Below are 26,492 nucleotides of genomic sequence, written 5' to 3' on the forward strand. Positions count from 1 at the left end.
CCGCGCGGGCGGTGGCGCGATTCATGCAGGCGCGGCCGCAGGCGCCCCAACGGACGCCTCGGGCATCACCACGAGTAGCGCGCCGTCAGCATGGCGGTGCGGGGCTGGCCGTAGTAGCACGTGAAGTTGTTGCACGAGCTCAGGAACTTCTTGTCGAACACGTTCTGCACGTTCAACGCGAACCTCCAGCTCTGGATCTCGTACCCCAGCATCGCGTCGTACACCGTGTAGCCCGAGGTCTTGACCGAGTTCTGCACGTCGTACGTGCCGTCCATGTAGCGCGCCCCGGCGCCCACCAGCAGGCCGCCCAGCACCGAGGGCGGCAACTTGTAGTCGACCCACAGCGAGGCCATGCGCATCGGCGTGTCGGCCGGGCGGAAGCCCACCTGGCCCGGCACGTTGCTCTTGGTGATTTCGCTGCTGTTGAAGGTCAGCGCGCCGCGCACGCGCAGGTTGCGCACCACTTCGGTGGTGGCTTCCAGCTCGACGCCCTTGGAGCGGATCTCGCCCGTCTGGACCTGGAAGCCGCGGTTGACCGGGTCGGTCGTCAGCACGTTCTGCTGCGTCAGGTGATAGGCGGCCAGGGTGACCAGCGTCCTGCTGTTCTCGGGCTGCCACTTCACGCCGACTTCGTACTGCTCGCCTTCGGTCGGCTTGAACGGGCTGCCGCTGGCGTCGCTGCCGCCCAGCGGCTCGAAGGACTGGGCGTAGCTGACGTACGGCGCGATGCCGTACGGCGCCAGATAGGTCAGGCCGACGCGGCCTGTGAACTTGTCGTCGTTCTGCTTCGTGCTCACGCGGGTGACGCGGCTGTAGGCCTTGTTCTCGGACCAGTCCTGGCGGCCGCCGAGGGTGACGACGAAGCGGTCCAGGAACTTGCTCTGCTGCTGCGCATAGACGCCGACCTGCTCGAAGCGCACCACGTCGCTGTTGCGCAGCGCCAGGTTGGACGGTACGTTGGCCGGACCATACACTGGATCGTAAAGGTCGGTCGGCGTTGCGGCGCCGCGGAAATTCATCGTATCCGAGTGGTTGCGGCTATAGTCTAGCCCGACGAGGGTAGTGTGCTCGCCGCCCAGGGCACGCCAGCGCCCCGTCACGTTGTTGTCGACGGTCAGCGTATCCGTTTCGTCGTGGCGTCGGATGGCCTGCCGGTTGACGATCCGATTGCCGGGCAAGGGGTCGCCGCTGGCGGCGGGGAACAGATAGCCGTAGTACAGCGAGTATTCGCCGTAGCGTGCACTCTGCCGCACTTCGAGAGCATCGTTGAACTTGTGTTCGAAGATGTAGCCGATGGACTTGCTGTAGCTGTTCCAGTAGTTGTAGTTCGGGTCGCCAAGGTTGGTGTGGACCGACGGCTCGCCCAACGGACTCTTTTTGACCGCGCCGTAGTAGGGCAGGCCGCTGTAGGCGTCCGTCTTGTTCTTGTAGTAGTTGGCCAGCAACGTGAAGCTGGTGGCGGCGCTGGGCTGCCATTTCAGCGCCGGCGCGATGAAGACGCGGTCGTCGCCGTTGTGGTCGATGTACGTATTGCTCTCGCGGAACAGGCCGGTCAGGCGGTAGGACAGCGTGCCGTCCTGGTTCAGCGCGCCGGTGTGGTCCGTGGCGATCTGGCGGCGGTCGTACGATCCGCCCTGCACCTCGATCTCGTGGCGGCTTTCCGCGCTGGGCCGCTTGGACACCAGGTTGATCACGCCGCTGGGGCCGGACTGGCCGTACAGCACCGAGGACGGGCCCTTCAGAATGTCGATGCGCTCCAGCGCGTACGGATCGGTGGGCGCGTCCAGGATGTTGTAGCGCAGCCGCATGCCGTTCAGCAGCACACCGCTGTTGCTGACCACGAAGCCGCGCATGGTGAAGGCGTCGAAGGCGTTGCCGTCGCCGTTGGCATACGCAGCGGAGTTCATCCCTGCCGTGTATCGCACGGCGTTGGCCAGGTTCAGCGTCCCCTGGCTCTGCATGGCGTCCTTGGTGACCACCGAAATCGACTGCGGCGTTTCCAGGATGGGCGTGTCCGTCTTGGTGCCGGTGGCGCTGCGCTCGGCCAGGTAGCCGTCCACCGGGCCGGTGGCCGTCTGCGGGGCCGCCTCGCCCGTGACGGTCACGGCCGGAAGCTGCGTGACGTTGCCGCTGCCCGTGGCGCTCTGCGCGTGCGCGCTGCCATGGAAGCAGGCCAGGCCCAAGAAAGCGGCATGCACCGCCAGGGAGGTCTTGTGCGGAAGAAGCCGGGCGGCAGCCGGTTTGCGCATGGAAAGCCGTTGAGTCATTTTTCGTGGTCGATGGGTTGATGGAGAACTACATGGGTACAACAGGGTCCTTGTCGTCGGCGACGAGGGCCGTCCCGCACACCTGGCGGGCGCAGTCGCCGAAGATGCGCGCGACGTCGTCGATCTGCGAGGCGTCGATGATCAGGGGCGGCAGGAAGCGCACGACGCTGCCGTGGCGGCCGCCCAGTTCGAGAATCAGGCCATGGCGCAGGCACAGCGCCTGCAGGCGTTGCGCCAGTTCGGGCGCGGCCGCGGGCGCGCCGTCCGCGGCGCCGCCGGCGGGCTGCACGATCTCCACGCCCAGCATCAGGCCGCGCCCGCGCACGTCGCCCAGCGCGGGAATGTCTTCCTGCAGCGCGCGCAGCTGCGTGGCCAGCCGCTCGCCCATGCGGGCGGCGTGCTCGGGCAGGCCTTCGTCGCGGATGAAGCGCAGGGTGGCCGAGCCCGCCGCCATGGCCATCTGGTTGCCGCGGAACGTGCCGGCATGGGCGCCGGGCTGCCAGGCGTCCAGTTCGCCGCGGTAGACCACCACCGACAGCGGCAGCGCGCCGCCGATGGCCTTGGAAAGCACCAGCACGTCCGGCACGATGCCCGCGTGCTCGACCGCGAACATGCGGCCCGTGCGGCCGAAGCCGGTCTGCACTTCGTCGGCGATCAGCGGCACGTCGTGGCGGGCGGTGGCCTCGCGCAGGCCGCGCAGCCAGGCATCCGGCGCGGGGATCACGCCGCCTTCGCCCTGCACGGGCTCGACCACTACGCCGGCGGGCGTGGGCACGCCGCTCTCGGGATCGGACAGCAGCGTGTCCAGGTAATGCAGGCCGGCCTGCACGCCGGCCTGGCCGCCCAGCCCGAAGGGGCAGCGGTAGTCGTAGGGATACGGCGCGAACTGCACGTTCTGCAGCATGCCGTGCAGCGCGCGCTTCGGCCCGAGGCTGCCCATCATGCCCAGCGCGCCCTGCGTCATGCCGTGATAGGCGCCGCTGAAGGCCACCATGCCCGCGCGGCCGGTGGCGATGCGCACCAGTTTCATGGCCGCTTCGATGGCGTCCGAGCCGCTGGGGCTGCAGAACTGCACCTTGGCGCCGGCCGCCAGCGCGGGCGGCAGCACGTCGAACAGGTCCGCCATGAAGCGGTCCTTGACGGGCGTGGTCAGGTCCAGCGTGTGCAGCGGCGCGCCGCTGTCCAGCACGGCCTGGATGGCCGCGGTGATGACGGGGTGGTTGTGGCCCAGCGCCAGCGTGCCGGCGCCGGCCAGGCAATCGATGAACACGCGGCCTTCCACGTCCTCGACGTAGATGCCCGCGCTGCGGCGCAGGGCCAGCGGGATGCGGCGCGGATAGCTGCGCGCGTTGGATTCGCGGGCCTGCTGGTGGGCCAGCAGCGGATTGGAGCCGATGGCGTAGGGCTCGGCCATGGCGCGATGCCGCCGGGCCAGTTCGGCCGCAGCGGGGGACAAGCCGAACGCGGGGGGCACGCGGGTTGGCACATGGGTCATCGCTGAACTCCTGCGGAAAGAGTAATAGGTATGGTTTTCATTTGCAATTAAAAATTTCTGAGTACATACCCTGGAAATCCGGCACCGCTAGGGGCTTTCCGCGGCGCCCTGCAGGGCTGGCTCGGCCTGGACGTGGGGCGGCCGCAACATCGCATCCAGGATTTCGCTGGCGCGTATCGAGGTCAGGGACAGCAGCGTGTCGCTCAGGCCGTGGCTGGTCTCGCAGGCGCCCTGCAGGAAGATGCCGGCCTGCAGCGTGGCGTCGGACACGACGCGGTAATGGCGGTCCACGGCCAGCTCCCCCAGGTGCGCCGACAGCGGCGCCAGCAGCGTCTTGTGGTGTTCGTGGGCATAGCCCGTGGCCAGCACGACGGCGTCGTAGCGCTCGGTGCGCGCGGCGCCCGTGTCCAGATCGCGCAGCTGCAGCTCGATGCCGGCGCCGTCGCGGCGCGCGCTGCGCGTCTCGTGGCGGCGCAGCAGGCGGTGGCGGTCCTGCCCAGCCACTTTCTGCTCGTAGAACACGGCGAACATGCGCTGCACCAGGTCCAGGTCCGGCGCGGCGTAGTTCGTGTGCCAGAACTCGTCCAGCAGCGCGGCGCGCGTGGCCGGATCGCGGTGGTACATGTAGTCCGTGAACTCGGCATTGAAGATCTCGTTGACGAAAGGACTGTCGTCGGAGGGCCGCATGGCGCGGCCGCGCATGATCAGGTCGACCCGCGCGCCGGGCAGGCGCCCATGCAGGTCCATGAACAGCTCCGCGGCGCTTTGCCCGGCGCCCACCACCGCGACACGCCGCGCCTGCGCGTGCGCGTCGATGCAGCCCAGGTAGCGGCTGGAATGGAACACCGGAGAATCGTCGGGCAGGTCGGCGAAGCACGAGGGGATGTGCGCGCTGCCGCCGATGCCCAGCACCAGGTTGCGCGCCAGGCGCTCGCGCACCTTGCCCTGGGTATCGCGCGAGCGCACGCGCAGCAGGGCGACCCGGCCGTCGCGCGGCTCCGGCAGCACGTCGAACACCTCTTCGCCGTATGCGCATTCGTCCTCGAAATGCGCGGCCGCCCACGACAGGTAGTCGTTGAATTCGCGGCGGCTGGGATAGAAGGTCTTCAGGTTGATGAAGTCCGCCAGCCGGCCCTTGTGATGCAGGTAGCTGATGAAGGTGAAGCGGCTGCGCGGGTCGCGCATGGTCGCCAGGTCCTTCAGGAACGAGATCTGCATGTGGGCATGGTCCAGCATCATCTCGCGATGCCAGGCGAAGCCCTGCTGTTTCTCGATGAAGCACGCACTGAGGCGGCGGCCTTCCGGCGGCGCCTCGCGCAGGTTGATGGCCAGCGCGAGGTTGGACGGGCCGAAGCCGACCCCGATGACGTCGTGGACTTGCATGGATTCGTCCTTATGTCATTGCGGGTCCGGGCGGGGATGCCGTTCTCCCGCGGCGGGCGTCAGCCCGGTATCCAGAGCGCGTCCGAGAAGAAGCGCTCGCGCAGCAACATGCCCAGCATGGCGCGCTTGTGGGGAAAGTCGAACTCCTTCTGCAGCGCGTAGCCGCACCGCCCCAGGCTTCTGATCATGCGGGCGTTGTCCGCCCTGGGCTCGATGACGATGCGCCGGGTGCGGCAATCGTCCAGCAGCAGATAATGCGAGACCGACGGCATCCAGGCCGTCAGGAAATCCTTGCCGCGAAACGCCGGCTCGCCCACCAGCACGTGCCAGCCGCGGTCGTAGTCGTCGGCGTCGTAGTAGGGGGCCAGGCGGTCCTCCTGTGCCCAGTAGGTCTCGACGTAGGCGAACGGCGTGTCGTCCAGCGCCGCGATCAGGGGCGCGGCATGCGCGTCGGCCGCCAGGCGCGCGAGATAGGCGCGGTGCTGCTCGGGCGTGCCGGTCTCCTGCCAGAACTCGGCCACGTGCGGATCGTTCATCCAGCGATGGAAGTGCGGCAGGTCGGCGTCGGGATCGGCGCTGCGCAGGGTCAGGGTGCGGCCCAGCCACGGGATGAAGCGCCGGTAGGCCACGCCGGACGGCTGCGGCTTGCGCGCGGGATGGCGCCGCGAGCCGGTCCAGGTCCAGTGCTCGGCGTACGGTGTGTCCGTTGGGCCCGGCGGCAGCCACAGCGCGGGCAATTGCCACAAGGCGGCGCGCGGGATGATGGCCGGGGCCGAGCCGCCGGGGCCCGGGGACGCGGCGCTGGCCAGTTGCGGCGCCAGCCGTGGCGCCTGCGGCAGGTCGATGCGGCGCAATGCCGGGTGCAGGCCGAACGCGGCATCCAGCGCCGCCAGCGTGTGTGCCGGCAGCGTATCGTCGCCCGCGCCATCCTGGCAGTGCAGCTTGCCGGTGTCGTCCTGCGCGTGCAGCGTCCAGAGGCTGCGCGGCCCGTCGTGCGCGCCGATGCGCAGCAACTGGCTGCTGTCCTGCGCGGGGCGCGCGTCCACGTGCAGTGCCAGGCCCAGCGCATAGGAGATCCAGTCGGGCGCGCGCGCGTCGCGCCTGGAAACGGGGCCGGGCGGGGGAGTGTGCGTCGTGTCCATGGGCGGGTCAGGCCAGCGCCGCGCGCGGCGCGGCTGCATCCGGCAAGGCCCGCGCATGGCCCTGGCGCAGGCATGCGGCCAGTTCGGCGCGCAGTTCGTCGGCCTGCTCGACGACGTTGCCCAGCCGGGCGAAGTCGTGGACCATGTCCTCGTATACCCGCACCCGCGCGTCCACGCCTGCGTCGCGCAGGCGCTGCGCGTAGGCCAGCCCCTCGTCGCACAGCGGATCGTGGCGGGCCAGGAAGAGGCGGGTCGGCGCCAGGCCCGACAGGTCCGCGGCCTGCAGCGGGGCGAAGCGCCAGTCGTCGCGGTCCTGGTCCGTGCGCAGGTAATGGCCGAACATCCACTGCAGCACGTCCGCCTCCAGCAGGTAGCCGCGCGCATAGGCGGCGTGCGAGGGCGTGTCCTGCCGCGCGCTGGTGCACGGATACAGCAGCAGCTGCAGCGCGGGCTGCGGCCGGCCGGCCGCGCGGTCGGCCAGCGTCAGCGCCGTGGCCAGCGTGCCGCCCACGCTGTCGCCGCCATAGATCACGCGCGAGGTGTCCAGCCCCAGGGCCGGTCCTTCGCGGCCCAGCCACAGCCGCGCGTCCTCGGCATCCTCGAAGGCCGTGGGAAAGCGGTGTTCGGGCGCCAGCCGATACTCCACCGCCACCACCGCGCAGGCCGCTTGCCGCGCCAGCGCGGCGCACAGCGAGTGGTGCGACGCCAGGCTGCCCAGCACGTAGCCGCCGCCGTGGAAGTACAGCAGCACGGGCGCGGGCCGCGCCGCCGTGCCGCGATAGAGCCGCAGGCGCAGCGGGTGGCCGTCGCGGCAGTCCATCCGCACGGCGTCGGTGGGCACGTCCGGGGCTTCGGTATCCAGCGCCAGCGTGGCGCGGTCGTACACGGCGCGAGCCTCGTCCGGCGTCATGCCCGTCATGGGGCGCGCGCCGGACCGCCGGCTCATTTCCAGGAAGGCTTCCAGGTCGGGATGCAAGGTCATGTCCATCCTGCATGGCTAGGGTATGCAGGCGCCCGGCAACCAGCGCCTGTCCTGGAAAGACGCGGGCCGCGCGATTTTGTTTAGTCGCGGGCGCGCCGGGGCGCCGCGCGGGACTAAACATCCCGCGCGCTCGCGCGTCTTGGTAAACAGGGCAGCGCCGTACCGGTGCCGCGATCCAGGAGCAGGCAATGACGGTTGTGCAAGAGGCGCCCACGGAAGCGGCCGGGCAGGCGCCCTCGGACGAAGCGGCGCGGTCCGAACGCCGGGGCCTGGCCGGTCTGCTGCGCCCCTTCCTGGGCTGGATCGTGCTGTCCTCGGTATGCGGCATCGCCGCCGGCGCGGCCACCGTGGCGCTGCTGGGCACCATCAACCAGGTACTCAACCAGTCCGGTCCGCTGCAAGGACAGGCGCTGTACGTATTCATCGGCCTTTGCCTGGTCGCGCTGGCGGGCCGCGCCGTGTCCGACATCTCCACCAACCTGGTGGGCCAGCGGCTGGTGGCGCAGGTGCGCAAGATGCTCGCGCGCCAGATCTTGTCCGCGCCCATCGACGCGCTGGAGCGCTATCGCACGCACCGCCTGATGCCGGTGCTGACGCAGGACGTGGACATGATCAGCGACGTCGCCTTCACGCTGTCGTCGACCGTCATCGCGCTGGCCACCGCGCTGGGCTGCCTGGTCTACCTGGCGTGGCTGTCGCCGGCCATGTTCGGCGTGCTGCTGGTCATGCTGCTGCTGGGCACGGCCTGCCAGCTGCGCTACCAGGCGCGCGGCATGGCGGGCTTCTGGCAGGCGCGCGACATGGAGGAGACGCTGCACAAGGCCTATCGCGGCATCAGCGAGGGCGCCAAGGAACTGCGGATGAACCGCGAGCGCCGCCATCGCGTCTACCGCGACGGCGTGGCGCATTCGGTGGACCGCATCCGCGACATCAACTGGAAGGCCATCAATACCTACGTCACCGCGCGCGCCTTCGGCTCGGCGCTGTTCTTCCTGCTGATCGCGCTGATCCTCGGATGGGCCACGCTGCGCGGCAGCGAACCGGGCGTGCTCAGCGGCTTCGTGCTGGTGCTGCTGTTCCTGAAGGGGCCCATGGACCAGATCATCAATACGCTGCCCAGCCTGGGCCGCGCGCGGGTGGCATTGAAACGCGTCGCCGACCTCGCCGCGCGCTTCGCCACGCCCGAGGCCGCGCTGGCCGATGCGTCGGGCCTGGACACGGACAGGCGGCCCGCGATGGAACGCGGCATCGAGCTGCGCGGCGCGTCGTACACGTTCGACGCGCCGGCCGCTGGACAGCCGGGCTTCGTGCTGGGACCGATCGACCTGACGGTGCGGCGCGGCGAGCTGCTGTTCGTCGTCGGCGACAACGGCTCGGGCAAGACCACGCTGATCAAGCTGCTGCTGGGGCTGTACATGCCCAGCGACGGCGCGGTGCTGCTGGACGGCAAGCCGGTGGGCCACGCCGAGCGCGACGACTACCGCCAGCTGTTCGGCACGGTGCTGTCGGATTTCTTCCTGTTCGAGGACCTGCCCGGCGGGCAGCAGTCGCTGCCCGAGACGGCGCAGCCCTATCTGCAGCGGCTGGAGCTGGCCCACAAGGTCAGCGTGCAGGAGGGCGCCTTCAGCACCGTGGACCTGTCCACCGGCCAGCGCAAGCGCCTGGCGCTGGTCCACGCCTACCTGGAAGGCCGGCCGGTGCTGGTGTTCGACGAGTGGGCGGCCGACCAGGACCCGGCCTTCCGCCATCTGTTCTATACCGAGCTGCTGCCCGAACTGCGCGCGCAGGGCCGGTCGATCGTGGTGATCTCGCACGACGACCGCTATTTCCACGTGGCCGACCGCATCGTGCACATGCGGGCGGGGCGGGTCGACAGGATCGAAGCGCCGGCCAGTCTGGCGGCCTGATGCGTCGTCAGGCCGGCTGCGCCGCCTCGCGCGGCCTGCGGTGGATCAGCAGCGCGATCACCGCCGCCACCAGCCCGGTGGCGCCCGCCAGCACGAAGGCCATCAGGTAGCTGCCGGTGCTCTCGCGCACGAAGCCGCCCATCCACGCGGCGCTGGCCGCGCCCAGCTGGTGTCCCGCCACGATCCAGCCGAACACCACCGGCGCATCGCGCTCGCCGAAGGCTTCCGTGGTCAGCCGCAGCGTGGGCGGCACGGTGGCGATCCAGTCCAGGCCGTAGAAGATCGCGAAGATCGACAGGCTGTAGAACGAGAAGTCGGAATAGGGCAGGACCATCAGCGACAGGCCGCGCAGCGCGTAGTACGTGAACAGCAGCTTGCGCGGGTCGTAGCGGTCGGTCAGCCAGCCCGAGGCCGTGGTGCCCACCAGGTCGAACACGCCCATCAGAGCCAGCAGGCCGGCCGCCTGCACTTCGGCGATGCCGTGGTCGCCGCACAGCGCGATCAGGTGCGTGCCGACCAGGCCGTTGGTGGTGAAGCCGCACACGAAGAAGGTGGCGAACAGATACCAGAACACGCGCGTGGCGGCCGCGCGGCGCAGCACGCCGAAGGTAGCCGCCACCATGCCGGTGCGCGGCGCCGGGGCGGCCGGCGCCACGCCCGGATCGGTGCCGTAGGGCGTCAGGCCCACGTCGCCGGGGCGGTCGGGCACCAGCAGCCAGGCCAGCGGCGCCAGGACCAGCGCGGCCGCGGCCACCGTCCACACCACGCGGGTCCAGTCGCCCGAAGCCGCCAGGCTGGCCAGGATCGGCAGGAACACCAGGTTGCCCGTGGCCGTGCTGGCGGTCAGCAGCCCCATCATCAGGCCGCGGCGCTTGACGAACCAGCGATTGACCACGGTAGCCCCCAGCACCACCGCCACCGCGCCCGAAGCCATGCCCGAGAACACGCCCCAGGAGGCCAGCAAATGCCAGGTTTCCGTCATGTAGGCGCTGGCGGCGCTGGAGGCCGACATCACCAGCAGCGCGGTGATCAGCACGCGGCGCAGGCCGAAGCGTTCCATGGCGGCCGCGGCGAAGGGGCCCATCAGGCCGTAGAAGAAAATGCCGATGGCTGCGGCCAGCGAGATCGACGAGCGGCTCCAGCCGAAGGATTCCTCCAGCGGAACCAGCAGCACGCTGGGCGTGGAGCGCAGGCCGGCCGAGACCAGCAGGCAGAAGAAGATGACGGCGACCACGACGAAGGCGTAGCGCTGGCCGAAGCGGGGAACGGCGCGATGGAAGATCATGTTACTGACCGGTACGTATCAAGGAGTGCGTATAATACGTACCGGTCAGTAACGCCGTCAATACGATTTTCGACGCCGTGGTTGCCGTGCCGTCAGGGGTATTGCCAGCCGCCGTTGCCATGCTCCGGCGATCCACGCGCCGATTTCTCCAGGGCCTTCCATGACGAACAAAGCCTCCCTTCCCGATGCCCCGCCGCGTCCCGCGCCGGCGGCCGACCGCATCCGCAAGAGCGCACGCGAACTCTTCTACCACCATGGCATCCGTGCCGTGGGCGTGGACGCCATCGTGGCCGAGGCCGGCGTCACCAAGCCCAGCCTGTACCGCAGCTTCTCGTCCAAGGACGAGCTGGCCGCGTCCTACCTGCGCGACTACGAAGGTGAATTCTGGGCCCGCCTGGACGCCACGGTGGCCAGGCATCCCGGCGATCCGCGCGCGCAGATCCTGGCGTATTTCAGCGGCCTGACCGAACGCACGCGAACGCCCGGCTGCTACCGTGGCTGCGGCCTGAGCAACGCGGCGGTGGAGTATCCCGAACCCGACCACCCGGCTCGCCAGGTAGCCGTGGCGCACAAGCAGGAGCTGCGCCGCCGCCTGGCCGGCATGGCGCGCGACATGGGCGCGCGCGATCCGCAAGCCCTGGGCGACGGCCTGTTGCTGCTGCTGGAGGGCGCCTTCGTGACGGGCCAGATATTCGGCGGCAATGGTCCGGCGACGCATCTGCGCGAGGTCGCGGAGCGCCTGATCGAGGCCAGTCTGTAGCGTATCCATGGGCATGCGCCCTTGACCTGGCGGTTCATGCGTCGGACCGGGCCATCGCTTTCATGCTGCTGGACGGTCACCGCATGGAGGCGCTGTTTGTCGATCCCGCGTCTGGCGGGTCCGGCGTGGGCCCTCTGCCTGTGCGACATGCGCTTTGCCCAGCATCCTGACCTGTGCACCGACGTCAACGCGCAGAATGGCCAGGCCATCGGTTTCTACGAGCGGCTGGGCTTCCAGCCATCGGCCGGTCCGAGCTGGACGGCCAGGGCAGGGCATATCCACTGATCCCTCTGCGCCATCGGCCCGCCCAGGCCTGAATCGACACTTTCGTCCGTCCAAAGAGAACGGCGCCTTGCGGCGCCGTCCGTACTGCTCAGCCTTTTCGGCTTTTTCCCCTGGGGTCTGCAGGGCGGGCGTATAGAGTGCCCGCCTCTGGCGTTCGTTCAGCTGTGGTACGCGGACTCGCCGTGGCTGGTCACGTCCAGGCCTTCGCGCTCCTGGTCTTCCGGCACGCGCAGGCCGCACAGCATGTCGGCGATCTTGTAGGCGATCCAGGCCACGATGCCCGACCACACGATGGTCAGCAGCACGCCTTCGAGCTGCACCCAGACCTGGCCGGCGATGGCGCCGGCGCTGTCCAGGCCCGGGCCGCCCAGGGCCTTGGCGTTGAACACGCCGGTCAGCAGGGCGCCGACGATGCCGCCCACGCCGTGCACGCCGAACACGTCCAGCGCGTCATCCGCACGCAGCATGCGCTTCAGGCCGTTCACGCCCCACACGCAGACCACGCCCGCCACCACGCCGATCACCAGCGCGCCCACCGGACCGACCAGGCCTGCGGCCGGGGTGATGCCGACCAGGCCGGCAATCGCGCCGGAGGCCGCGCCCAGCACCGAGGGCTTGCCCTTCAGGCTCCACTCGGTCAGCGTCCAGGCCAGCACCGCGCCTGCCGTGGCGATCATGGTGTTGAAGAAGGCCAGGGTGGCGCCTTCGTTGGCGGCCAGCGACGAGCCCGCGTTGAAGCCGAACCAGCCCACCCACAGCAGCATGGCGCCGATGTAGGTCATGGACAGGTTGTGCGGCTGCATGGCTTCGCGGCCGTAGCCCACGCGCTTGCCGATCACGTACGCGCCCACCAGGCCGGCCACGCCGGCGTTGATGTGCACCACCGTGCCGCCGGCGAAGTCCAGCGCGCCCTGTGCGTTCAGCAGGCCCGGCACGGTCGGCGAGGCGAACCACACCATGTGCGCGATGGGCACGTAGGCGAACGTGAACCAGATGGCCGTGAAGACCAGCACCGCCGAGAAGCGCACGCGCTCGGCGAAGCTGCCCACGATCAGCGCGCAGGTGATGCCGGCGAACGTGGCCTGGAACGAGGCGAACAGGATCTCGGTCAGCGAACCCGACAGCGCGTATTTGCCATCGACCGGCGTGAACATGCCGGAGAAGAACACACGCGAGAAGCCGCCGAAGAAGGCGTTGCCTTCCGTGAAGGCCAGCGAGTAGCCGTAGATGAACCACAGCACGACGCCCAGGGCGAACGTGCACAGCACCTGCATCAGCACCGACAGCACGTTCTTGCTGCGCACCAGGCCGCCGTAGAACAGCGCCAGGCCGGGGACCGCCATCATCAACACCAGCAGTGTCGAGACCAGCAACCAGGAGATATCCGCTTTATCCATTTCCAATGGGCTCCAATGAGTTTTTCTTTGTGTGCTTTACAGCGCTGCTTCCCCGGATTCGCCGGTTCGGATACGAATGACCTGCTCCAGCGGAGCAGTGAAGATCTTGCCGTCGCCGATCTTGCCGGTACGGGCGGCCTGCTCGATGGCCTCCACGACCTGGTCGACCAGGTGGTCCGGCACGGCGGCTTCCACCCGCAGCTTGGGCAGGAAGTCGACGGCGTATTCGGCGCCGCGGTACAGCTCGGTATGGCCTTTCTGGCGTCCAAAGCCTTTCACTTCAGTGACGGTCAGTCCTTGGACGCCGATGCCGGACAGAGCCACCCGCACTTCGTCGAGCTTGAAGGGCTTGATGATGGCGATGACGAGTTTCATGGCTTTTCCTCTCATGGTTGCGCGTGGGCATCAGCTATCAAGCAAAAGCCGTGCCAACTTGCGAAAGCGAAGGCGCCGACGCGCGCGCGACCGACGGCGCCGGGCTGGCGGCGCCGCCATGCGTCGGCGGCGTGCATGCATGCCTCAAGTTGGGGCACGGCGGTGCATGGCTGTGCACCAAACTGGACCGCCGCCCTCGCAAAGGGCAGGGGTGCAACCAAGTATGTATCCAGGGGGGAATTTGTAGCCAATTGCAGGGCTGGCCACGGCGGCGATGGCCGCGGCTGATACGGCGCATTACAGCTGCCGCTTGTTCCCGACCGCCCTCTAATGAAGAATCACTTCCACGCGATGGCGGCAACGTCGTCGCGTGGGGTCCGGGCAACCGGACCGACCAGGGGTGTGCCTGATGGCAGCTTCTAGGAATCGCTGCGGCGATTCGGTTTTTCTCCTGTGCTTTTGAAAGGCGGCGGCGCTTCGGCGGGCCGCTTTCTTTTTGCCTGCTCTACACTGACGGTTGTCCGCCCGTATTTGAAGGAAAAGCCATGATGAACAATCGCACGCAGTGGATGGAAGACCTGCAGAAGAACCTGTCCGACCTGATCGCCCGCAGCCCCGCGGCGGACCTGGAGCGCAACGCGCGCGCCATGATGACGCAGACGTTCACGCGGCTGGATCTGGTCACCCGCGAGGAATTCGAAGTGCAGACCGACCTGCTGGCGCGTGCCCGCATGCGCGTCGACCAGCTGGGCGAACAGGTCCAGCAGCTGCAGGCCCGCCTGGACGCGCTGGAGGCGCGCGGCGGTCCGCAGTCCTGACCGAAAGCCGTGCCGGCCGCGGCTCAGCCCGCGGCGCGGGCATGCCTGCCCAGGGCGCTGGCCGCCACCGTCGACGAGGCCAGCACGATCAACGCGGCGCCATACAGGTCCATGGTCAGCCGCAAGCCCAGTTCGTGCGCCAGCACTCCCGCCAGCAGCACGGGCAGGCTGAAGGCCAGGTAGCTCAGCACGAAGAATGCGGCCACCAGGCCGGCGCGTTCGGCCGGCGGCGCCAGCGGCACGACAGAGCGCAGCGCGCCCTGGAACGCGGCGCCGAAGCCCGCGCCCGACAGACAGGTGCCCGCGAAGAACGGCGCCGCGCTGTCCAGGTGCACGCCGGCCAGCGTCACCATCAGCCCCGATGCCAGCGCGATCGACCCGGCCATCAGCAGCCGCGGCGTGGACAGCGTGCGCAGCACGGCGACGGCGGCGAACCCGCTCATCGTCAGCGCGAACACCACCCAGCCGCCGACCACGACATTGTCGGACCCGGTGACGATGCGTGCCAGCGTGGGCCCGAGCGACAGATAGAATCCTCCCAGCGCCCACACGGCAATATTGACCGGTAGGATACGCAGCATTGCGCCGCGCGCCGCGGGGGGCACCCGCACGCGCGGGCGCATCGAGGCCCACAGCCCCGGCACGCGGCTTGCGGTTTCCGGCAGACCGAGCACGAGCAGCGCCTCGATGGCCAGCAAGGCAATAAGCAACAAGTAGATCAACCGCATGGGAGCGGGTGCGTATTGCACCAGCAGGCTGGTGACCAGCGCGCCGATGCCCATGCCGAACAAGGGGGCCAGGGAATTGAGCAGCGGACCGCGCTCGCGGCTGGCATCGAGCAGGGCGGCGCCCAGCGCGCTGATCGCCATGCCGGTGGCCAGGCCTTGCAGCGCGCGGGCCAGCAACAGCATTGCCGCGCCGTCCGCGGCGGCGAACAGCGACAGGGCGAGAATGTTCAGCAGGATGCTGCCGACGACGACGGGGCGCCGTCCCACGTGGTCGGACAGCGGACCCGTGGTCAGCAGCGCGGCCAACAGGGTAAAGGCGTAGACAGCGAACACCAGCGTCAGCGTGCCGGATGAAAACTGCCAGGTCTGCTGGTAGATCCGGTACAGCGGCGTGGGTGCGCTGGACGCGCCCAGGAAGGACGCGGCGGTCAGCGAATAAATGGCCAGCGCGCGTGACGGGGAGGGCGGGGTGTGGGTGGCGTTCATTGACACTCCAGCTGGTAAACGCTACATAATTGCTTTAGTGCAGCGTAGATTATGCGCATCATTAAAGCAATTCTTTGGCTTTAACGATATCGAAAGTGTCCGATAGTGACGCAAGGAGTGCACGATCATGGCTATCAGAGAAGGTGTGCGGCCAGGCGGAAGAAGCGCACGGGTGCAGGCGTCCGTGCATCAGGCCGTGAAGAACCTGCTGGACGGCATGTCCAGCGAGGACGTGACGGTGGCGTTGGTGGCGGCGGAAGCCGGCGTTACGCCCTCCACCATATATCGACGATGGGGCGACCTGCAGACGCTGCTGGCCGACGTGGCCGTCGACCGTTTTCATCCGGATGGGGATCCCGGGGATACGGGCTCGTTCCGCAGCGACCTCGAGGCGTGGGCGCAGAACTACCTGGAGGAAATGTCGTCGGCGCCGGGGCGCGAAATGCTGCGCGACGTGATGGCCGGCATGAGCGCCAAGGACAGCGGCCCCGCCTGTCAGTGCGCGGACATCGTCCGCGCGCACCTGCAGATGTTCGTCGACCGCGCCCACGAGCGCGGCGAGTTCGACGTGCCGGACATGGACGAGATGCTGGACGTCGTGGTGGCCCCGATCACCTTTCGCCTGCTGTTCGACGCGGCGCCGGTCGAACCCGCGTTCGCCAGGCGCTGCGTGGCGAGGCTGGTGGAACGAATGCCGGAAGAGGCGGCGCGCGTGGCATAGCCGCTCCGGTCACGAGCCCTGGTTTGCGGGGGCTCGCCTGCCGTCCAGTGCGGTTCCAGCCGCGCCGCGCGGCGGCTGAATCCGCTCAGAATCCGTAGCCGCTGATGTATCGGCCGCAGGAGTTGTAGCTGATCTTCCCGTTGGTCTTCATGTCGTAGCGCAGGATGGTGCCCGCCTTGTCGGTATAGAAGATCACCCAGCAATCGGTGGAAGCGGGGATGAAGACGCTGTAGGTGTTGTACGTCACGCTGCCGGGCCCGTTGACCGAATATCCCCGGTTCTCGTAGTGGTCGGGGGTGTAGCCGTAGACGTAGGTGTAGCTGGTCGTCTGGTCGTCGACCTTGTCGACGAAGGGCTCGGCGCCGTTGGGCTCGGGCCACTTGGGCAACAGTTCCTTGATGTTCTTGCCTACCTGATCATCCAGCTTGTTGCGCGTGGGCGAATAGATGGACAGGCCCATGCAGGCCGACAGCGCGAACGGGAGAATGAAGGCAGGGACGATTCGACAGGCGCGACGCAGCATTCCGGGGCCTCGAGTGTGCTCGACAAGCGCGCGAATATAGCACCGGACCCCGTTTATCTGGCGCATTTGCCCCGAATGATGCATATTTTTACGCTTTTCCAGGGGTGGGATTTTGCAGGCGGCCACCGCTGCTCAGGGACGTTTTCGCCACGCCGAGTCCCACGCCCCGCCTGGAAATTCCGCATACTGGCCCGCTCGCATCCCTTCGAGCAGCGCTCCCATGACCCTCGCCGTATTCGCCAGCCGCGCCCTGTCCGGCCTGGAAGCGCCCGCCGTGCGCGTGGAGACCCATCTGGGTGCTGGACTGCCGTCTTTCAGCGTGGTGGGCCTGCCCGACGTGGAGGTGCGCGAAAGCCGCGAACGTGTGCGCGCGGCATTGGCCAACAGCGGCTTCGAGTTCCCGCCTGGCCGCATCACCGTCAACCTGTCGCCGGCCGATCTGCCCAAGGCCTCGGCGCGCTTCGACCTGCCCATCGCATTGGGCTTGCTGCTGGCGTCCGGGCAACTCAATCTGCCCGCGGATCTGCCGGCGCATGCGTTGGCGGACGTGGTGGTGGCGGGCGAGCTGTCGCTGACGGGGGCGCTGGTGCCGGTGGCTTCTCCCTTGCCGCTCGCCTTGGCCGTGGCGCGCGAGCGGCCGGGCGCGATGCTGGTGCTACCCGCGGGCAGCGCGGAAATCGCGGCCTGGGTGCCGGGCGTGCGGGTGTTGTCGGCGCGCACTCTGGCCGAGGTCGCCGCGCATCTGGCGGGTACCTCGGCGCTGCCCGCCGCGCAGCCGGCCGCCTGGCCCGCCGCGCCGGACATGCCCTGCCTGTCCGAGGTGCGCGGCCAGCCCGCGGCGCGGCGCGCGCTGGAAGTCTGCGCCGCCGGCGCGCACAGCCTCTTGATGGTGGGGCCGCCGGGCGCGGGCAAGAGCATGCTGGCGCAGCGCCTGCCCGGGTTGCTGCCGCCGCTGTCGGTGACGCACGCACTGGAAGCGGCGGCCTTGGCGGCGCTGGCGGGCGGGACGCTGCCGTTGGGCCAGCCGCCGTTGCGCGCGCCGCATCACACCGTGTCGGCGGTCGCGCTGGTGGGTGGCGGCAGCAAGCCGCGCCCCGGAGAGATCAGCCTGGCGCATCGAGGGGTGCTGTTCCTCGACGAGCTGCCCGAGTTCGGACGGCGCGCATTGGAATCGCTGCGCGAGCCGCTGGAGACGGGCAGGGTGGCCATTTCGCGGGCGCTGCACCAGGTCGAGTACCCCGCGCGGTTCCAGCTGGTCGCCGCGATGAATCCCTGTCCGTGCGGCTGGCGCGGGCATCCCACGCGGCCGTGCCGCTGCAGTCCCGACCAGGTGGAACGCTATGCGGGGAAGATATCCGGTCCCTTGCTGGACCGCATCGACCTGCACCTGGCCATTCCGCCCGCGGACCTGCACTGGCTGGACGCGCCGCCGGGCGAACCGTCGGCGGCGGTGCGCGCGCGTGTCGTGCATTGCCGGGACCGGCAGCTCGCCCGGCAGGGCAAGCCCAACGCGGGGTTGCAGGGGGCGGAGCTGGAGCAGCATTGCCCCATGCCGACGGCCGCGCGCAGCCTGCTGCAGCAAGCCATCCGCCGCCTGGATGGTTCGGCGCGGGCGCTGCATCGCGCGTTGCGGGTGGCGCGCACGCTGGCCGATCTGGATGGCGTGGACGAGATCGAGACGCGGCACGTGGCCGAGGCGGTGCAGTATCGGCGCACGGGGGTATGAGGCTGCCTCGATCGGCCTTCATGCACGGCTGCGCGTGCTTGCCTCACGTGGCCGCTGCATTCTCCATCGTGCTTCGATAAGCGAACAGTCCCGGCGTGCCACCCGTCATGATGAACAGTACGGCCGACCCTGCCGGGAAATCGCCCGCCTGGATCGATGCGATGAGGCCAGCGAACGCCTTGCCGCTGTAGACCGGGTCCAGCAGCAGGCCTTCCGTCCTGGCCAGCAGGCGCACGGCGTCGACCATGGCCTGCGTGGGCAGGCCGTATCCCGATCCCAATTGGGACTCCGAGATGCGGATCGCATCGGTATCCAGCGCAGCGGCGCCCGGCGCATCGGCGCCCGGCGCAGCGGCGCCCGGCATCGCATTCTCCCGCCCATCACCGCCCGGCGCTTCCGGCCGCCGCAACTGCGCCAGCACGGCCTCCACGAGCCCGGCCGTGCGCTGCACGGCAACCTCACGCTGCGCCAACACGGTATACGCCTGGACGCGCGCCGCGTCCCCATCCATCAGGTGCAGGCCCGCCAGCAGTCCCGCATGCGTGCCGAAGCTGCCTGTGGGAACCACGATCGACGAGAAGCGCGTGCCCAGCGCGCGCTCCTGCGCCAGCAGCTCCGCCGCGCACGCGACGTAGCCCAAGGCGCCCAATGGGGAAGAGCCGCCCAGGCCCACCACATAAGCCTTGCGGCCAGCGCGCGCCAAGGTTTCCGCACGTTGCCGCGCAACGGCCAGCGGATCGACCTCGCGCGCCACCTTGTGCAAGGTGGCGCCGAACAACTGGTCGAGCAGCACGTTGCCGTTGTCGGCATACGCCGGGTCGTCTTGCCGGACCATGTCCGCCAGCACCAGCTCGCAGGCCAGCCCCGCCCGCGCCGCCGCCGCCGCGGTCAGCCGCGCGTGATTCGACTGCAGCCCGCCGGTGGTGATGAAGGTATCGCAGCCTTCCGCCAGCGCCTGGCCCATCAGGAACTCCAGCTTGCGCAGCTTGTTGCCGCCCAGCCCCAGGCCCATCAGGTCGTCGCGCTTCGCGTACACCTGCACCGGGCTGCCCAGGTGCTTTCCCAGGCGTGGCAGGCGCTGGATGGGCGTGGGCCCGTCCAACAGGGGAAGCCGGGGGTATCGGGCCAAGGCGTCGTTCACGTCCATCTGTTCTACCGGGTTTGGCGTTGCGTCGGGATAGCCATTAGGCCATAAGCCGGCACCCCGCCTTGCGTTTTCGTTTTCCGTGTACGAAAATGTTTTTCATACATATGAAAAACGGAGACGACATGGCTACCAATCCCAAGTGGCTGGTGCGCGAGGCGGAAGTGCCTGGCTACCATCCCGCCAACCACACCGGCACGCTCAACCGCCGCCTCATCGGCCCGGAAAACGTCGGGTCCAAGCACGTCGAAGTCCTGCTGGGCACCATCGAGAAGGGCAACGGCGCGCTGCCGCACGCGCATCCCGGCATCGAACAGGTCTGTTATCTGCTGGCCGGCACTGCGCGCGCGCAGGTGGGCGACGAGTCCGCCGACATGCAGCCCGGCGACTGCTGTTATTTCCCGCCCGACATCCCCCACGTGTTCACCGTCACCAGCGACACGCCCGCGCGCCTGCTGGTGATCTACACGCCGCCCTACGAAGAATCGCCCGACCGGGTGATCCGCAGCGCCGCCTGAAAAGGCGCTCGCCCGCCCGCGCCGGCTTTGCATCGCGGCGCGGGCCCATAACGACAGACAGGAGACAAGCATGCAATTCCGATCCTTCCTGGGGACGGCCGCGCTGGCCATCGCCGGGCTGTGCGCAGCCGCCCCGGTGGTGGCCGCCGACAACTATCCCTCGCGCCCCATCACGCTGGTGGTGCCGTTTCCCGCCGGCGCCGGCACCGACGCCGTGGGCCGCATCTTCGCGGGCGAACTGGGCAGCATCCTGGGCCAGACCATCGTGGTCGAAAACCGGCCCGGCGCCAACTCCACCATCGCCGGCAACCTGGTGGCCCGCGCCAAGCCCGACGGCTATACGCTGTTCGTCACCACCAACACCTCGCACTCGGCCGCGCCCTGGCTGATGAAGAGCATTCCGTACGATCCCATCAAGGATTTCACGCCCATCGCGCGCGGCGGCAACCTGCCGTTCATGCTGGTGGTCAACCCCAGGCGCCCGTACAAGAACGTGCAGGAACTGGTCGACTACGCGCGCAAGAATCCGGGCAAGGTCACCTACGCCAGCGGCAACAGCACCGGCATCGTGGCGGGCGCCACGCTGGCCCACCGCACCGGCACCGACATGCTGCACATCCCGTACAAGGGCACGCCGCAGGCGCTGACCGACGTGGTGGGCGGGCAGGTCGACTTCATGTTCACCGACCTCACGTCCGGCATGCCGTTCGTGCAGTCCGGCCAGCTGCGCGCCCTGGCGGTGTCCACCGCGCAGCGCAGCAAGATCGTGCCCGACCTGCCTTCCATGCGCGAGGCCGGCGTGGCCGATTTCGACCTGAACTCCTGGAACGGCTATTTCGGCCCGGCCGGCATGCCGCCCGAGGTCGTGGAGAAGCTCAACAAGGCCATCAACCAGGTCGTGGCCAAGCCCGAGGTGCGCAAGCGCCTGGCGGACCTGGGCTTCGACGCCTTCAGCGGCACGCCGCAAGAGTTCGGCACCTTCGTCGGCCAGCAGCTCGAACTGTGGGGCAAGCTGGTGCGCGACGCCGGCATCCAGCCAGAATGACGCAACCCGCTGCTTCCCGTTCCAATCCGGCCGCGCAGGCCGTCGCCGGCCCGCTGGCCGGCCTGCGCGTGCTGGACCTCAGTACCGTGGTCATGGGGCCGTACGCCACGCAGATGCTGGGCGACCTGGGCGCCGACGTCATCAAGGTCGAGCCGCCCGCCGGCGACAACCTGCGCGCGGTGGGCCCCATGCGCAATCCCGGCATGGGCCACCTGCACCTGCACCTGAACCGCAACAAGCGTTCGCTGGTGCTGGACCTGAAGACGTCCGCGGGCCGCGATGCCTGCCTGAAGCTGGCCGAGGACTGCGACGCGCTGCTCTACAACATCCGGCCGCAGGCCATGGCGCGCCTGGGCCTGTCGTACGAGGCCGTGGCGGCGCGCAATCCGCGCATCGTCTACGTGGGCGCGTACGGCTTCAGCGAGGCCGGGCCGTATGCCGGCCGGCCCGCCTACGACGACCTCATCCAGGGCCTGGCCGGCCTGGGAGACCTGTCCGTGCGGCAGGGCTCCGACGTGCCGCGCTACGCGCCGCTGACGCTGGCCGACCGCAGCGTCGGGCTGCACGTGGCCATCGCGCTGCTGGCCGGCGTGCTGCATGCACGCCAGCAAGGCCGCGGCCAGGCCATCGAGGTGCCCATGTTCGAGGGCATGGCCCACATGGTGCTTGGCGACCACCTGGGCGGCGCCACCTTCGATCCGCCGCTGGGCCCCACGGGGTATGCGCGCCTGCTGGCCGAGCATCGGCGGCCGTACGCCACCGCCGACGGCTACCTGTCGCTGCTGATCTACAACGACAAACATTGGCGGGCCTTCTTCACGCTGATCGGCCAGCCCGAGCTGCTGCAGGACCCGCGTTTCTGCACCCATACGGCGCGCGCCGCGCACATCGGCGAGGTCTATGCCTACGTGGCCGAGATCATGCGCACGCGCACCAGCGCCGCGTGGCTGGAGGAACTGGCGCGCGCCGACATTCCGGCCGCGCCGCTGTATTCGGTCGAAGACCTGATGGCCGACGAGCACATGCGCGCCACCGATTTCGTGCGCAGCGTCGACCATCCCACCGAAGGCAGGCTGCGCACCACCGCGCCGCTGGGCCGCTACGCGGAGACGCCCACCGCCTTGCGGCGCCCCGCGCCGCGCCTGGGCGAGCATGGGCGGGAGATCCTGCGTGAAGCGGGATTCGACGACGCGGCCATCGACCGCCTGATTGCCGAACACGTCACCATCGCAGGGGAGACCTGATGGATTTCGAACTTTCCGCGGACCAGTCCGCGCTGTGCGACGCGATCGGGCGCGTGTGCGCCCGCTATCCCGACGAATACTGGCTGGCCCGTGACCGCGACGGCGTCTTCCCGCACGAGTTCCACGCCGACCTGGCGCGCGACGGCTGGCTGGGCATCGCCATGCCGCAGGAATACGGCGGCGCCGGCATGGGCATGACCGAGGCAGCGCTGATGATGCAGGCCATCGCCGCATCGGGCGCGGGCTTCACGGGCGCCTCGGCCGTGCACATGAACATCTTCGGCCTGAATCCCGTCGTGGTGTTCGGCTCCGACGAGCAGCGCCGCCGCTGGCTGCCGCCGCTGATCGACGGCACGCACAAGGCCTGTTTCGCGGTCACCGAGCCCGATGCCGGCCTGGACACCACGCGCCTGTCCACCCGCGCCGAGCGCGTCGACGGCGGCTACGTGGTGCACGGCCGCAAGATCTGGATCTCCACTGCTCAGGTGGCGGACAAGATGCTGCTGCTGGCCCGCACCACGCCGCTGGCCGACGTGGCCAAGCCCACGCAGGGCCTGTCGCTGTTCTACACCGACCTGGACCGCACGCGCGTCGAGGTGCGCGAGATCGAGAAGATGGGCCGCAAGGCCGTGGACTCGAACATGCTGTTCATCGATGGGCTGCACATACCCGAGGCAGACCGCATCGGCGAAGAGGGCAAGGGCTTCGAGTACATCCTGCATGGCCTGAATCCCGAGCGCATCCTGATCGGCGCCGAGGCCGTGGGCCTGGGCCGCGCCGCGCTGGACCGCGCGGTGCGCTACGCCGGCGAGCGCACGGTGTTCGGCCGGCCCATCGGCCAGAACCAGGGCATCCAGCATCCGCTGGCGCAGGTCTGGATGCAGCTGGAGGCGGCCAACCTGATGGTGATGCGCGCGGCCACCCAATACGACGCGGGCCTGCCGTGCGCGCCCAGCGCCAACGCGGGCAAGTACCTGGCTTCCGAGGCCGGCCACAACGCCTGCCAGACCGCCATCCTGACGCTGGGCGGCATGGGGTATGCCAAGGAATACCACGTCGAGCGGCTGCTGCGCGAAAGCTATATCCCGCGCATCGCACCGGTCAGCCCGCAGCTGATCATGTGCTTCATCGCGGAGAAGGTGCTGGGGCTGCCCCGGTCGTACTGACGCGCGCATGGGCGCAACGCGGGACCTGTCGAAGGACGGGCGCCTCCGCGACGGCACCCGGGGCTCATGTGTGATGCGTGTTGATCGGCCGCGTGCCGAGCCGTTGCGGCGGCCATGGGCCGCGTGGCCAAGGCGCCGGCCGGAAACGGCCAGGCCGCCTGGCCGCTCAGCCGCCCGGCTGCTCCAGCAGGTCCGCCGCCTGGCGCAGCAGCCGCGCATACTCCTCCTGGCGCGGCTCGATGCGCTGCACCGGCCCGCCGATGGAGATCGCGTAGTGTTCGCCGGACAGCGCCACCGGCCAGGCCACGGCGCCCACGTCCTGGATGGATTCGCTGATGTTGGCGAACCAGCCGCGTTCGCGCGAGCGCGCCAGCTCGGCCTCGATCGCGTCCACCGTCACCAGGGTGCGCTCGTTGTAGCGGGTCATGGGCCGGCGCGCCAGCAGCGCCTGGCGCGCCTCGGGCGCCATGGTCGACAGCAGCGCCTTGCCCAGGGAATTGGCATGCGCCTCGCGGAATTCCCCGGCCATCGCCACGTAGCGGATGGTGTGCGGCGAATCCAGCACGTCCAGGTAGACCACCCGTCCTTCGCCGTCCAGCTTGGCGAACACCACGGTTTCCTGGGTGGCCTCGCGCAGCGCCGCCAGGCGCGGATACACGCGGTCCAGCACGGGATCGGCGCGGGCGATGGACTGCGCCATGGCCAGCAGGCGCGAGGTCGGGTAATAGCCCTGGCGCCGGCCGGTTTCATACAGATAGCCCAGGTCCGTCAGCGTGCGGATCAGCGCCAGGCAGCTGGACACCGGCACCTCGGACAGGCGCGCGAGCTCGGAGAGCGACAGCGGCCGTTTCTCGCGCGCGTAGATCTCGATGATTTCTATGACTCTCAGCGCGGTCTTGACGCTCATGGGCGGGAAAACGGCTTGTGTGGACGTGCCGCGGCGGGCAGGGTGGGGATGCGGATGGGATGCGCGACGCAGCAGGTGCGATGCGGCGGTGCGGGTATGGTACCTGAGCCCAGGGCGGCATGCCGGCGGGCGGGGATGGCCGGGGCCGCGGGGTTGTTTGCATCGCAGCAATTCTTTAGGATGGTCGGTCCCCCAGTCCATGTCCGCCATAAAGATCATCCCGATGCCGTATCCCCGCAGCACTGCCCCGAGCCTGTCCCTCATCCTCGTGGCGCTGGCGGCGTGCTGGATGCCGGGGCTGGGACGCGCGGACACCGTGTGGCTGAACAACGGCGACCGCATCTCGGGCACCATCCGGTCCCTCGATGCCGGCAAACTGCTGATACAGACCGATTACGGCGGCGAGATCCGCATCGCGGCGGACAAGGTCAAGACGATGCAGACCGACGGCGAACTGGTGCTGCGCGACCAGGCCTTCGGCCGCGAATACCGCGCCAGCCTGGCGCCGTCCAGCCCGGGCGCGGTGGCGGTGCGCGGCGTGGTCACCGAGTCCGGCGAATCCGGCGCGGTCGACAGCCAGCTGCCGCTGTCGTCCCTGGACGGCGCGGTGCGCCCCCGGCCTTTCCTGACAGATGCGATGTGGACGGGGCGCGTGGACATCGCCGCGAATCGCAAGACGGCGTCCACCGAGACGCAAGACTACACGGCCGCGCTGCAGGCCGGCCTGCGGCATGGCCTGTGGCGTCACGCCCTGAAGGCCAACTACGCGCGCAGCAAGGAAGAGGACAGCGTCAATACCAACAACTACGGCCTGGACTACACGCTGGACCGCTTTCTCAGCGAACAGGCGTTCTGGCAGGCCCGGGTGTTGCACCGGCGCGACTGGGTGGAAGAGCTCAACCGTCAGACCGGCTACGGCACGGGGCCCGGCTACCAGTTCTGGGACGACGAGCGGGGCGCCTTCTCGATGTCGGCGCTGCTCGGGCGGGTGCACTACGGCTACGAGGACGGCGCCAACGACAGCAGCTACGCGGCCAGCCTGCGGTGGGACTACCTGCGTTATTTCAGCGGCAAGCAGTACGAGATCTATGCGCGCGGCGAACTGACGCGGCCGTTCGGCGCCGCCGCCGAGGTGTCCATCTCGGGCGAAATGGGGGCCAGGTACAACCTGAACAGCTGGCTGTCGCTGTATCTGAAATACGCCCGCAACCAGGTCAGCAGCTCGCGCGAATCGATCAACGAGTCCATCTACGGCACGGGGATCGGGGTGAAGTGGTAAGGGCAAGGCCCCTGGGCGGGCCCCCCGGCGGCGGCCCGATGCATATCCCGGTCGACACATGCTGCGAAAATGCCATATAATCAAGGGCTTTTCCGGATTCGCCTGCAGTTGTCACTTGCAGAATCGTTCGGATAAGACCAGAAGTGGCGCGGGTTCAACAAGTTTTGCGGCAGGGCGGGGCTTTTCATCTCCTGCCTGGCGATCGTCCACGGGCAATGTTCACTGAACATCCTGGACCATGCCCCTGACCGCAAGCACCTGTCTGCCATGCAATATCAACATATCCAGGAATCATCATGCCCAAGATGAAAACCAAGAAAAGCGCGTCGAAGCGCTTTCAGGTTCGCGGCAGCGGATCGATCAAGCGCGGTCAGGCGTTCAAGCGTCACATCCTGACCAAGAAGACCACGAAGAACAAGCGCCAACTGCGCGGTTCCGCTGCGGTCCACGAAACCAACGTCGCCTCCGTCAAGGCGATGATGCCGTTCGCTTGATAGGAGATCTCATATGCCTCGCGTCAAACGCGGCGTAACTGCCCGCGCCCGTCACAAGAAAGTCCTCAACGCCGCCAAGGGTTACCGTGGCCGCCGCGGTAACGTCTTCCGTATCGCCAAGCAGGCGGTCATGCGCGCTGGCCAGTACGCCTACCGCGACCGCCGCAACAAGAAGCGCACCTTCCGCGCCCTGTGGATCACCCGTATCAACGCCGCCGTGCGTGAACAGGGCCTGAGCTACAGCGTGTTCATCGCCGGCCTGAAGAAGGCTGCGATCGAACTCGACCGCAAGGTCCTGGCCGACCTGGCCGTCCGCGACAAGGCCGGCTTCGCCGCCATTGTCCAGCAAGCCAAGGCCGCCCTGGCCGCCTGATCGCGCACCTATCGCGCATCGCGCTTGCAAACGGGGCTGTCA

Annotated in this window: 24 protein-coding genes and 1 pseudogene; 13 read left to right on the forward strand and 12 right to left on the reverse strand. The window is 68.8% G+C overall.

Features of this window, described 5'->3' with window-relative positions; genetic code table 11:
* Positions 1-65: 65 nt before the first annotated feature.
* From FS845_RS12360 to FS845_RS12380, 5 genes are all read right to left on the reverse strand, one after another.
* Positions 66-2,198 (reverse strand): TonB-dependent siderophore receptor, encoded by a 2,133-nt coding sequence (locus tag FS845_RS12360; protein WP_186332257.1) that lies wholly within the window; start codon positions 2,196-2,198, stop codon positions 66-68.
* Between the two features lie 97 nt (positions 2,199-2,295).
* On the reverse strand, positions 2,296-3,762 hold the full coding sequence (locus FS845_RS12365; RefSeq protein WP_260986261.1) for a diaminobutyrate--2-oxoglutarate transaminase: 1,467 nt from the start codon (positions 3,760-3,762) through the stop codon (positions 2,296-2,298).
* Positions 3,763-3,849: 87 nt separating this feature from the next.
* Positions 3,850-5,145, reverse strand: a complete 1,296-nt coding sequence (locus FS845_RS12370) for a lysine N(6)-hydroxylase/L-ornithine N(5)-oxygenase family protein (protein WP_144635218.1) — start codon at positions 5,143-5,145, stop codon at positions 3,850-3,852.
* Between the two features lie 59 nt (positions 5,146-5,204).
* Positions 5,205-6,287, reverse strand: a complete 1,083-nt coding sequence (locus FS845_RS12375; RefSeq protein ID WP_144635222.1) for a GNAT family N-acetyltransferase — start codon at positions 6,285-6,287, stop codon at positions 5,205-5,207.
* Positions 6,288-6,294: 7 nt separating this feature from the next.
* Positions 6,295-7,269 carry an alpha/beta hydrolase gene (locus FS845_RS12380; protein WP_144635225.1) on the reverse strand — a complete coding sequence of 325 codons (975 nt, stop codon included), beginning with the start codon at positions 7,267-7,269 and terminating at the stop codon, positions 6,295-6,297.
* 188 nt (positions 7,270-7,457) lie between these two features.
* On the opposite strand from FS845_RS12380, the gene FS845_RS12385 reads away from it, so the two are divergent.
* Positions 7,458-9,176, forward strand: a complete 1,719-nt coding sequence (locus tag FS845_RS12385) for a cyclic peptide export ABC transporter (protein WP_144635228.1) — start codon at positions 7,458-7,460, stop codon at positions 9,174-9,176.
* 7 nt (positions 9,177-9,183) lie between these two features.
* Here FS845_RS12385 and FS845_RS12390 read toward each other — a convergent pair whose 3' ends face one another.
* Positions 9,184-10,461, reverse strand: a complete 1,278-nt coding sequence (locus FS845_RS12390; RefSeq protein ID WP_144635231.1) for an MFS transporter — start codon at positions 10,459-10,461, stop codon at positions 9,184-9,186.
* Between the two features lie 160 nt (positions 10,462-10,621).
* Here FS845_RS12390 and FS845_RS12395 point away from each other — a divergent pair, with 160 nt between their 5' ends.
* Both FS845_RS12395 and FS845_RS12400 read left to right on the forward strand, forming a co-directional pair.
* Positions 10,622-11,221 (forward strand): TetR/AcrR family transcriptional regulator, encoded by a 600-nt coding sequence (locus tag FS845_RS12395; protein WP_144635235.1) that lies wholly within the window; start codon positions 10,622-10,624, stop codon positions 11,219-11,221.
* 17 nt (positions 11,222-11,238) lie between these two features.
* Positions 11,239-11,538 (forward strand): annotated as a pseudogene (locus tag FS845_RS12400) (acetyltransferase); the annotation flags it as partial.
* A 126-nt stretch (positions 11,539-11,664) separates the two neighbouring features.
* Here FS845_RS12400 and amt read toward each other — a convergent pair.
* Positions 11,665-12,903: an ammonium transporter gene (gene amt / locus FS845_RS12405; RefSeq protein ID WP_144635237.1), complete on the reverse strand. Its 1,239-nt coding sequence runs from the start codon at positions 12,901-12,903 to the stop codon at positions 11,665-11,667.
* Positions 12,904-12,939: 36 nt separating this feature from the next.
* Positions 12,940-13,278 (reverse strand): P-II family nitrogen regulator, encoded by a 339-nt coding sequence (locus FS845_RS12410; RefSeq protein ID WP_094801830.1) that lies wholly within the window; start codon positions 13,276-13,278, stop codon positions 12,940-12,942.
* 548 nt (positions 13,279-13,826) lie between these two features.
* On the opposite strand from FS845_RS12410, the gene FS845_RS12415 reads away from it, so the two are divergent.
* Positions 13,827-14,096, forward strand: coding sequence for an accessory factor UbiK family protein (locus FS845_RS12415; protein WP_144635791.1), 270 nt, complete (start codon positions 13,827-13,829; stop codon positions 14,094-14,096).
* 23 nt (positions 14,097-14,119) lie between these two features.
* Here the strand turns inward: FS845_RS12415 and FS845_RS12420 are convergent, their stop codons facing one another.
* A complete protein-coding gene (locus FS845_RS12420; protein ID WP_144635240.1) occupies positions 14,120-15,310 on the reverse strand; it encodes an MFS transporter in 1,191 nt (396 codons plus the stop codon).
* A gap of 127 nt (positions 15,311-15,437) precedes the next feature.
* Here FS845_RS12420 and FS845_RS12425 point away from each other — a divergent pair, with 127 nt between their 5' ends.
* The gene (locus FS845_RS12425; RefSeq protein ID WP_144635243.1) at positions 15,438-16,031 is read left to right on the forward strand and encodes a TetR/AcrR family transcriptional regulator; all 594 of its coding nucleotides are present in this window, start codon (positions 15,438-15,440) and stop codon (positions 16,029-16,031) included.
* 85 nt (positions 16,032-16,116) lie between these two features.
* On the opposite strand, the gene FS845_RS12430 is transcribed toward FS845_RS12425, so the two are convergent.
* On the reverse strand, positions 16,117-16,554 hold the full coding sequence (locus FS845_RS12430; protein WP_260986262.1) for a hypothetical protein: 438 nt from the start codon (positions 16,552-16,554) through the stop codon (positions 16,117-16,119).
* Positions 16,555-16,774: 220 nt separating this feature from the next.
* Here FS845_RS12430 and FS845_RS12435 point away from each other — a divergent pair, with 220 nt between their 5' ends.
* The gene (locus FS845_RS12435) at positions 16,775-18,280 is read left to right on the forward strand and encodes a YifB family Mg chelatase-like AAA ATPase (RefSeq protein ID WP_144635246.1); all 1,506 of its coding nucleotides are present in this window, start codon (positions 16,775-16,777) and stop codon (positions 18,278-18,280) included.
* A gap of 43 nt (positions 18,281-18,323) precedes the next feature.
* Here FS845_RS12435 and FS845_RS12440 read toward each other — a convergent pair whose 3' ends face one another.
* Positions 18,324-19,427 (reverse strand): D-cysteine desulfhydrase family protein, encoded by a 1,104-nt coding sequence (locus tag FS845_RS12440; RefSeq protein WP_186332258.1) that lies wholly within the window; start codon positions 19,425-19,427, stop codon positions 18,324-18,326.
* 122 nt (positions 19,428-19,549) lie between these two features.
* On the opposite strand from FS845_RS12440, the gene FS845_RS12445 reads away from it, so the two are divergent.
* The 4 genes from FS845_RS12445 (at position 19,550) to FS845_RS12460 (ending at position 23,397) form a co-directional block, all read left to right on the forward strand.
* A complete protein-coding gene (locus tag FS845_RS12445) occupies positions 19,550-19,942 on the forward strand; it encodes a cupin domain-containing protein (protein ID WP_144635253.1) in 393 nt (130 codons plus the stop codon).
* Between the two features lie 70 nt (positions 19,943-20,012).
* Positions 20,013-20,987, forward strand: a complete 975-nt coding sequence (locus FS845_RS12450; protein WP_144635256.1) for a Bug family tripartite tricarboxylate transporter substrate binding protein — start codon at positions 20,013-20,015, stop codon at positions 20,985-20,987.
* Complete coding sequence (locus FS845_RS12455) at positions 20,984-22,231, forward strand: CaiB/BaiF CoA transferase family protein (protein ID WP_144635259.1); 1,248 nt, start codon at positions 20,984-20,986, stop codon at positions 22,229-22,231. The genes FS845_RS12450 and FS845_RS12455 overlap by 4 nt, the downstream gene beginning before the upstream one ends.
* Positions 22,231-23,397 carry an acyl-CoA dehydrogenase family protein gene (locus FS845_RS12460; protein WP_144635262.1) on the forward strand — a complete coding sequence of 389 codons (1,167 nt, stop codon included), beginning with the start codon at positions 22,231-22,233 and terminating at the stop codon, positions 23,395-23,397. The genes FS845_RS12455 and FS845_RS12460 overlap by 1 nt, the downstream gene beginning before the upstream one ends.
* A gap of 166 nt (positions 23,398-23,563) precedes the next feature.
* On the opposite strand, the gene FS845_RS12465 is transcribed toward FS845_RS12460, so the two are convergent.
* Positions 23,564-24,304, reverse strand: a complete 741-nt coding sequence (locus FS845_RS12465) for an IclR family transcriptional regulator (RefSeq protein ID WP_144635264.1) — start codon at positions 24,302-24,304, stop codon at positions 23,564-23,566.
* 199 nt (positions 24,305-24,503) lie between these two features.
* Between FS845_RS12465 and FS845_RS12470 the strand changes: the two genes are divergently transcribed.
* The 3 genes from FS845_RS12470 (at position 24,504) to rplT (ending at position 26,450) form a co-directional block, all read left to right on the forward strand.
* Entirely contained in the window at positions 24,504-25,583 is a 1,080-nt protein-coding gene (locus FS845_RS12470; protein ID WP_186332259.1) for a DUF481 domain-containing protein, read from the forward strand.
* Positions 25,584-25,879: 296 nt separating this feature from the next.
* The gene (gene rpmI / locus FS845_RS12475; RefSeq protein WP_012249552.1) at positions 25,880-26,077 is read left to right on the forward strand and encodes a 50S ribosomal protein L35; all 198 of its coding nucleotides are present in this window, start codon (positions 25,880-25,882) and stop codon (positions 26,075-26,077) included.
* Positions 26,078-26,090: 13 nt separating this feature from the next.
* The gene (gene rplT, locus FS845_RS12480) at positions 26,091-26,450 is read left to right on the forward strand and encodes a 50S ribosomal protein L20 (protein WP_094827718.1); all 360 of its coding nucleotides are present in this window, start codon (positions 26,091-26,093) and stop codon (positions 26,448-26,450) included.
* Positions 26,451-26,492 lie beyond the last annotated feature (42 nt).

Source organism: Bordetella genomosp. 13, from assembly GCF_007679965.1.
GTDB lineage: Bacteria > Pseudomonadota > Gammaproteobacteria > Burkholderiales > Burkholderiaceae_B > Bordetella.

Excerpts from the sequence above, each read along its gene's own strand:
- FS845_RS12365 (WP_260986261.1), bottom strand. The coding sequence starts at position 3,762 with ATGACCCATGTGCCAACCCGCGTGCCCCCCGCGTTCGGCTTGTCCCCC.
- FS845_RS12385 (WP_144635228.1), top strand. The coding sequence starts at position 7,458 with ATGACGGTTGTGCAAGAGGCGCCCACGGAAGCGGCCGGGCAGGCGCCC.
- FS845_RS12370 (WP_144635218.1), bottom strand. The coding sequence starts at position 5,145 with ATGCAAGTCCACGACGTCATCGGGGTCGGCTTCGGCCCGTCCAACCTC.
- FS845_RS12380 (WP_144635225.1), bottom strand. The coding sequence starts at position 7,269 with ATGACCTTGCATCCCGACCTGGAAGCCTTCCTGGAAATGAGCCGGCGG.
- FS845_RS12395 (WP_144635235.1), top strand. The coding sequence starts at position 10,622 with ATGACGAACAAAGCCTCCCTTCCCGATGCCCCGCCGCGTCCCGCGCCG.
- FS845_RS12450 (WP_144635256.1), top strand. The coding sequence starts at position 20,013 with ATGCAATTCCGATCCTTCCTGGGGACGGCCGCGCTGGCCATCGCCGGG.
- rplT (WP_094827718.1), top strand. The coding sequence starts at position 26,091 with ATGCCTCGCGTCAAACGCGGCGTAACTGCCCGCGCCCGTCACAAGAAA.
- FS845_RS12410 (WP_094801830.1), bottom strand. The coding sequence starts at position 13,278 with ATGAAACTCGTCATCGCCATCATCAAGCCCTTCAAGCTCGACGAAGTG.
- FS845_RS12455 (WP_144635259.1), top strand. The coding sequence starts at position 20,984 with ATGACGCAACCCGCTGCTTCCCGTTCCAATCCGGCCGCGCAGGCCGTC.
- FS845_RS12415 (WP_144635791.1), top strand. The coding sequence starts at position 13,827 with ATGAACAATCGCACGCAGTGGATGGAAGACCTGCAGAAGAACCTGTCC.
- FS845_RS12375 (WP_144635222.1), bottom strand. The coding sequence starts at position 6,287 with ATGGACACGACGCACACTCCCCCGCCCGGCCCCGTTTCCAGGCGCGAC.
- FS845_RS12425 (WP_144635243.1), top strand. The coding sequence starts at position 15,438 with ATGGCTATCAGAGAAGGTGTGCGGCCAGGCGGAAGAAGCGCACGGGTG.
- FS845_RS12460 (WP_144635262.1), top strand. The coding sequence starts at position 22,231 with ATGGATTTCGAACTTTCCGCGGACCAGTCCGCGCTGTGCGACGCGATC.
- FS845_RS12420 (WP_144635240.1), bottom strand. The coding sequence starts at position 15,310 with ATGAACGCCACCCACACCCCGCCCTCCCCGTCACGCGCGCTGGCCATT.
- FS845_RS12470 (WP_186332259.1), top strand. The coding sequence starts at position 24,504 with ATGTCCGCCATAAAGATCATCCCGATGCCGTATCCCCGCAGCACTGCC.
- rpmI (WP_012249552.1), top strand. The coding sequence starts at position 25,880 with ATGCCCAAGATGAAAACCAAGAAAAGCGCGTCGAAGCGCTTTCAGGTT.
- FS845_RS12390 (WP_144635231.1), bottom strand. The coding sequence starts at position 10,461 with ATGATCTTCCATCGCGCCGTTCCCCGCTTCGGCCAGCGCTACGCCTTC.
- FS845_RS12440 (WP_186332258.1), bottom strand. The coding sequence starts at position 19,427 with ATGGACGTGAACGACGCCTTGGCCCGATACCCCCGGCTTCCCCTGTTG.
- FS845_RS12430 (WP_260986262.1), bottom strand. The coding sequence starts at position 16,554 with ATGCTGCGTCGCGCCTGTCGAATCGTCCCTGCCTTCATTCTCCCGTTC.
- FS845_RS12435 (WP_144635246.1), top strand. The coding sequence starts at position 16,775 with ATGACCCTCGCCGTATTCGCCAGCCGCGCCCTGTCCGGCCTGGAAGCG.
- FS845_RS12445 (WP_144635253.1), top strand. The coding sequence starts at position 19,550 with ATGGCTACCAATCCCAAGTGGCTGGTGCGCGAGGCGGAAGTGCCTGGC.
- amt (WP_144635237.1), bottom strand. The coding sequence starts at position 12,903 with ATGGATAAAGCGGATATCTCCTGGTTGCTGGTCTCGACACTGCTGGTG.
- FS845_RS12465 (WP_144635264.1), bottom strand. The coding sequence starts at position 24,304 with ATGAGCGTCAAGACCGCGCTGAGAGTCATAGAAATCATCGAGATCTAC.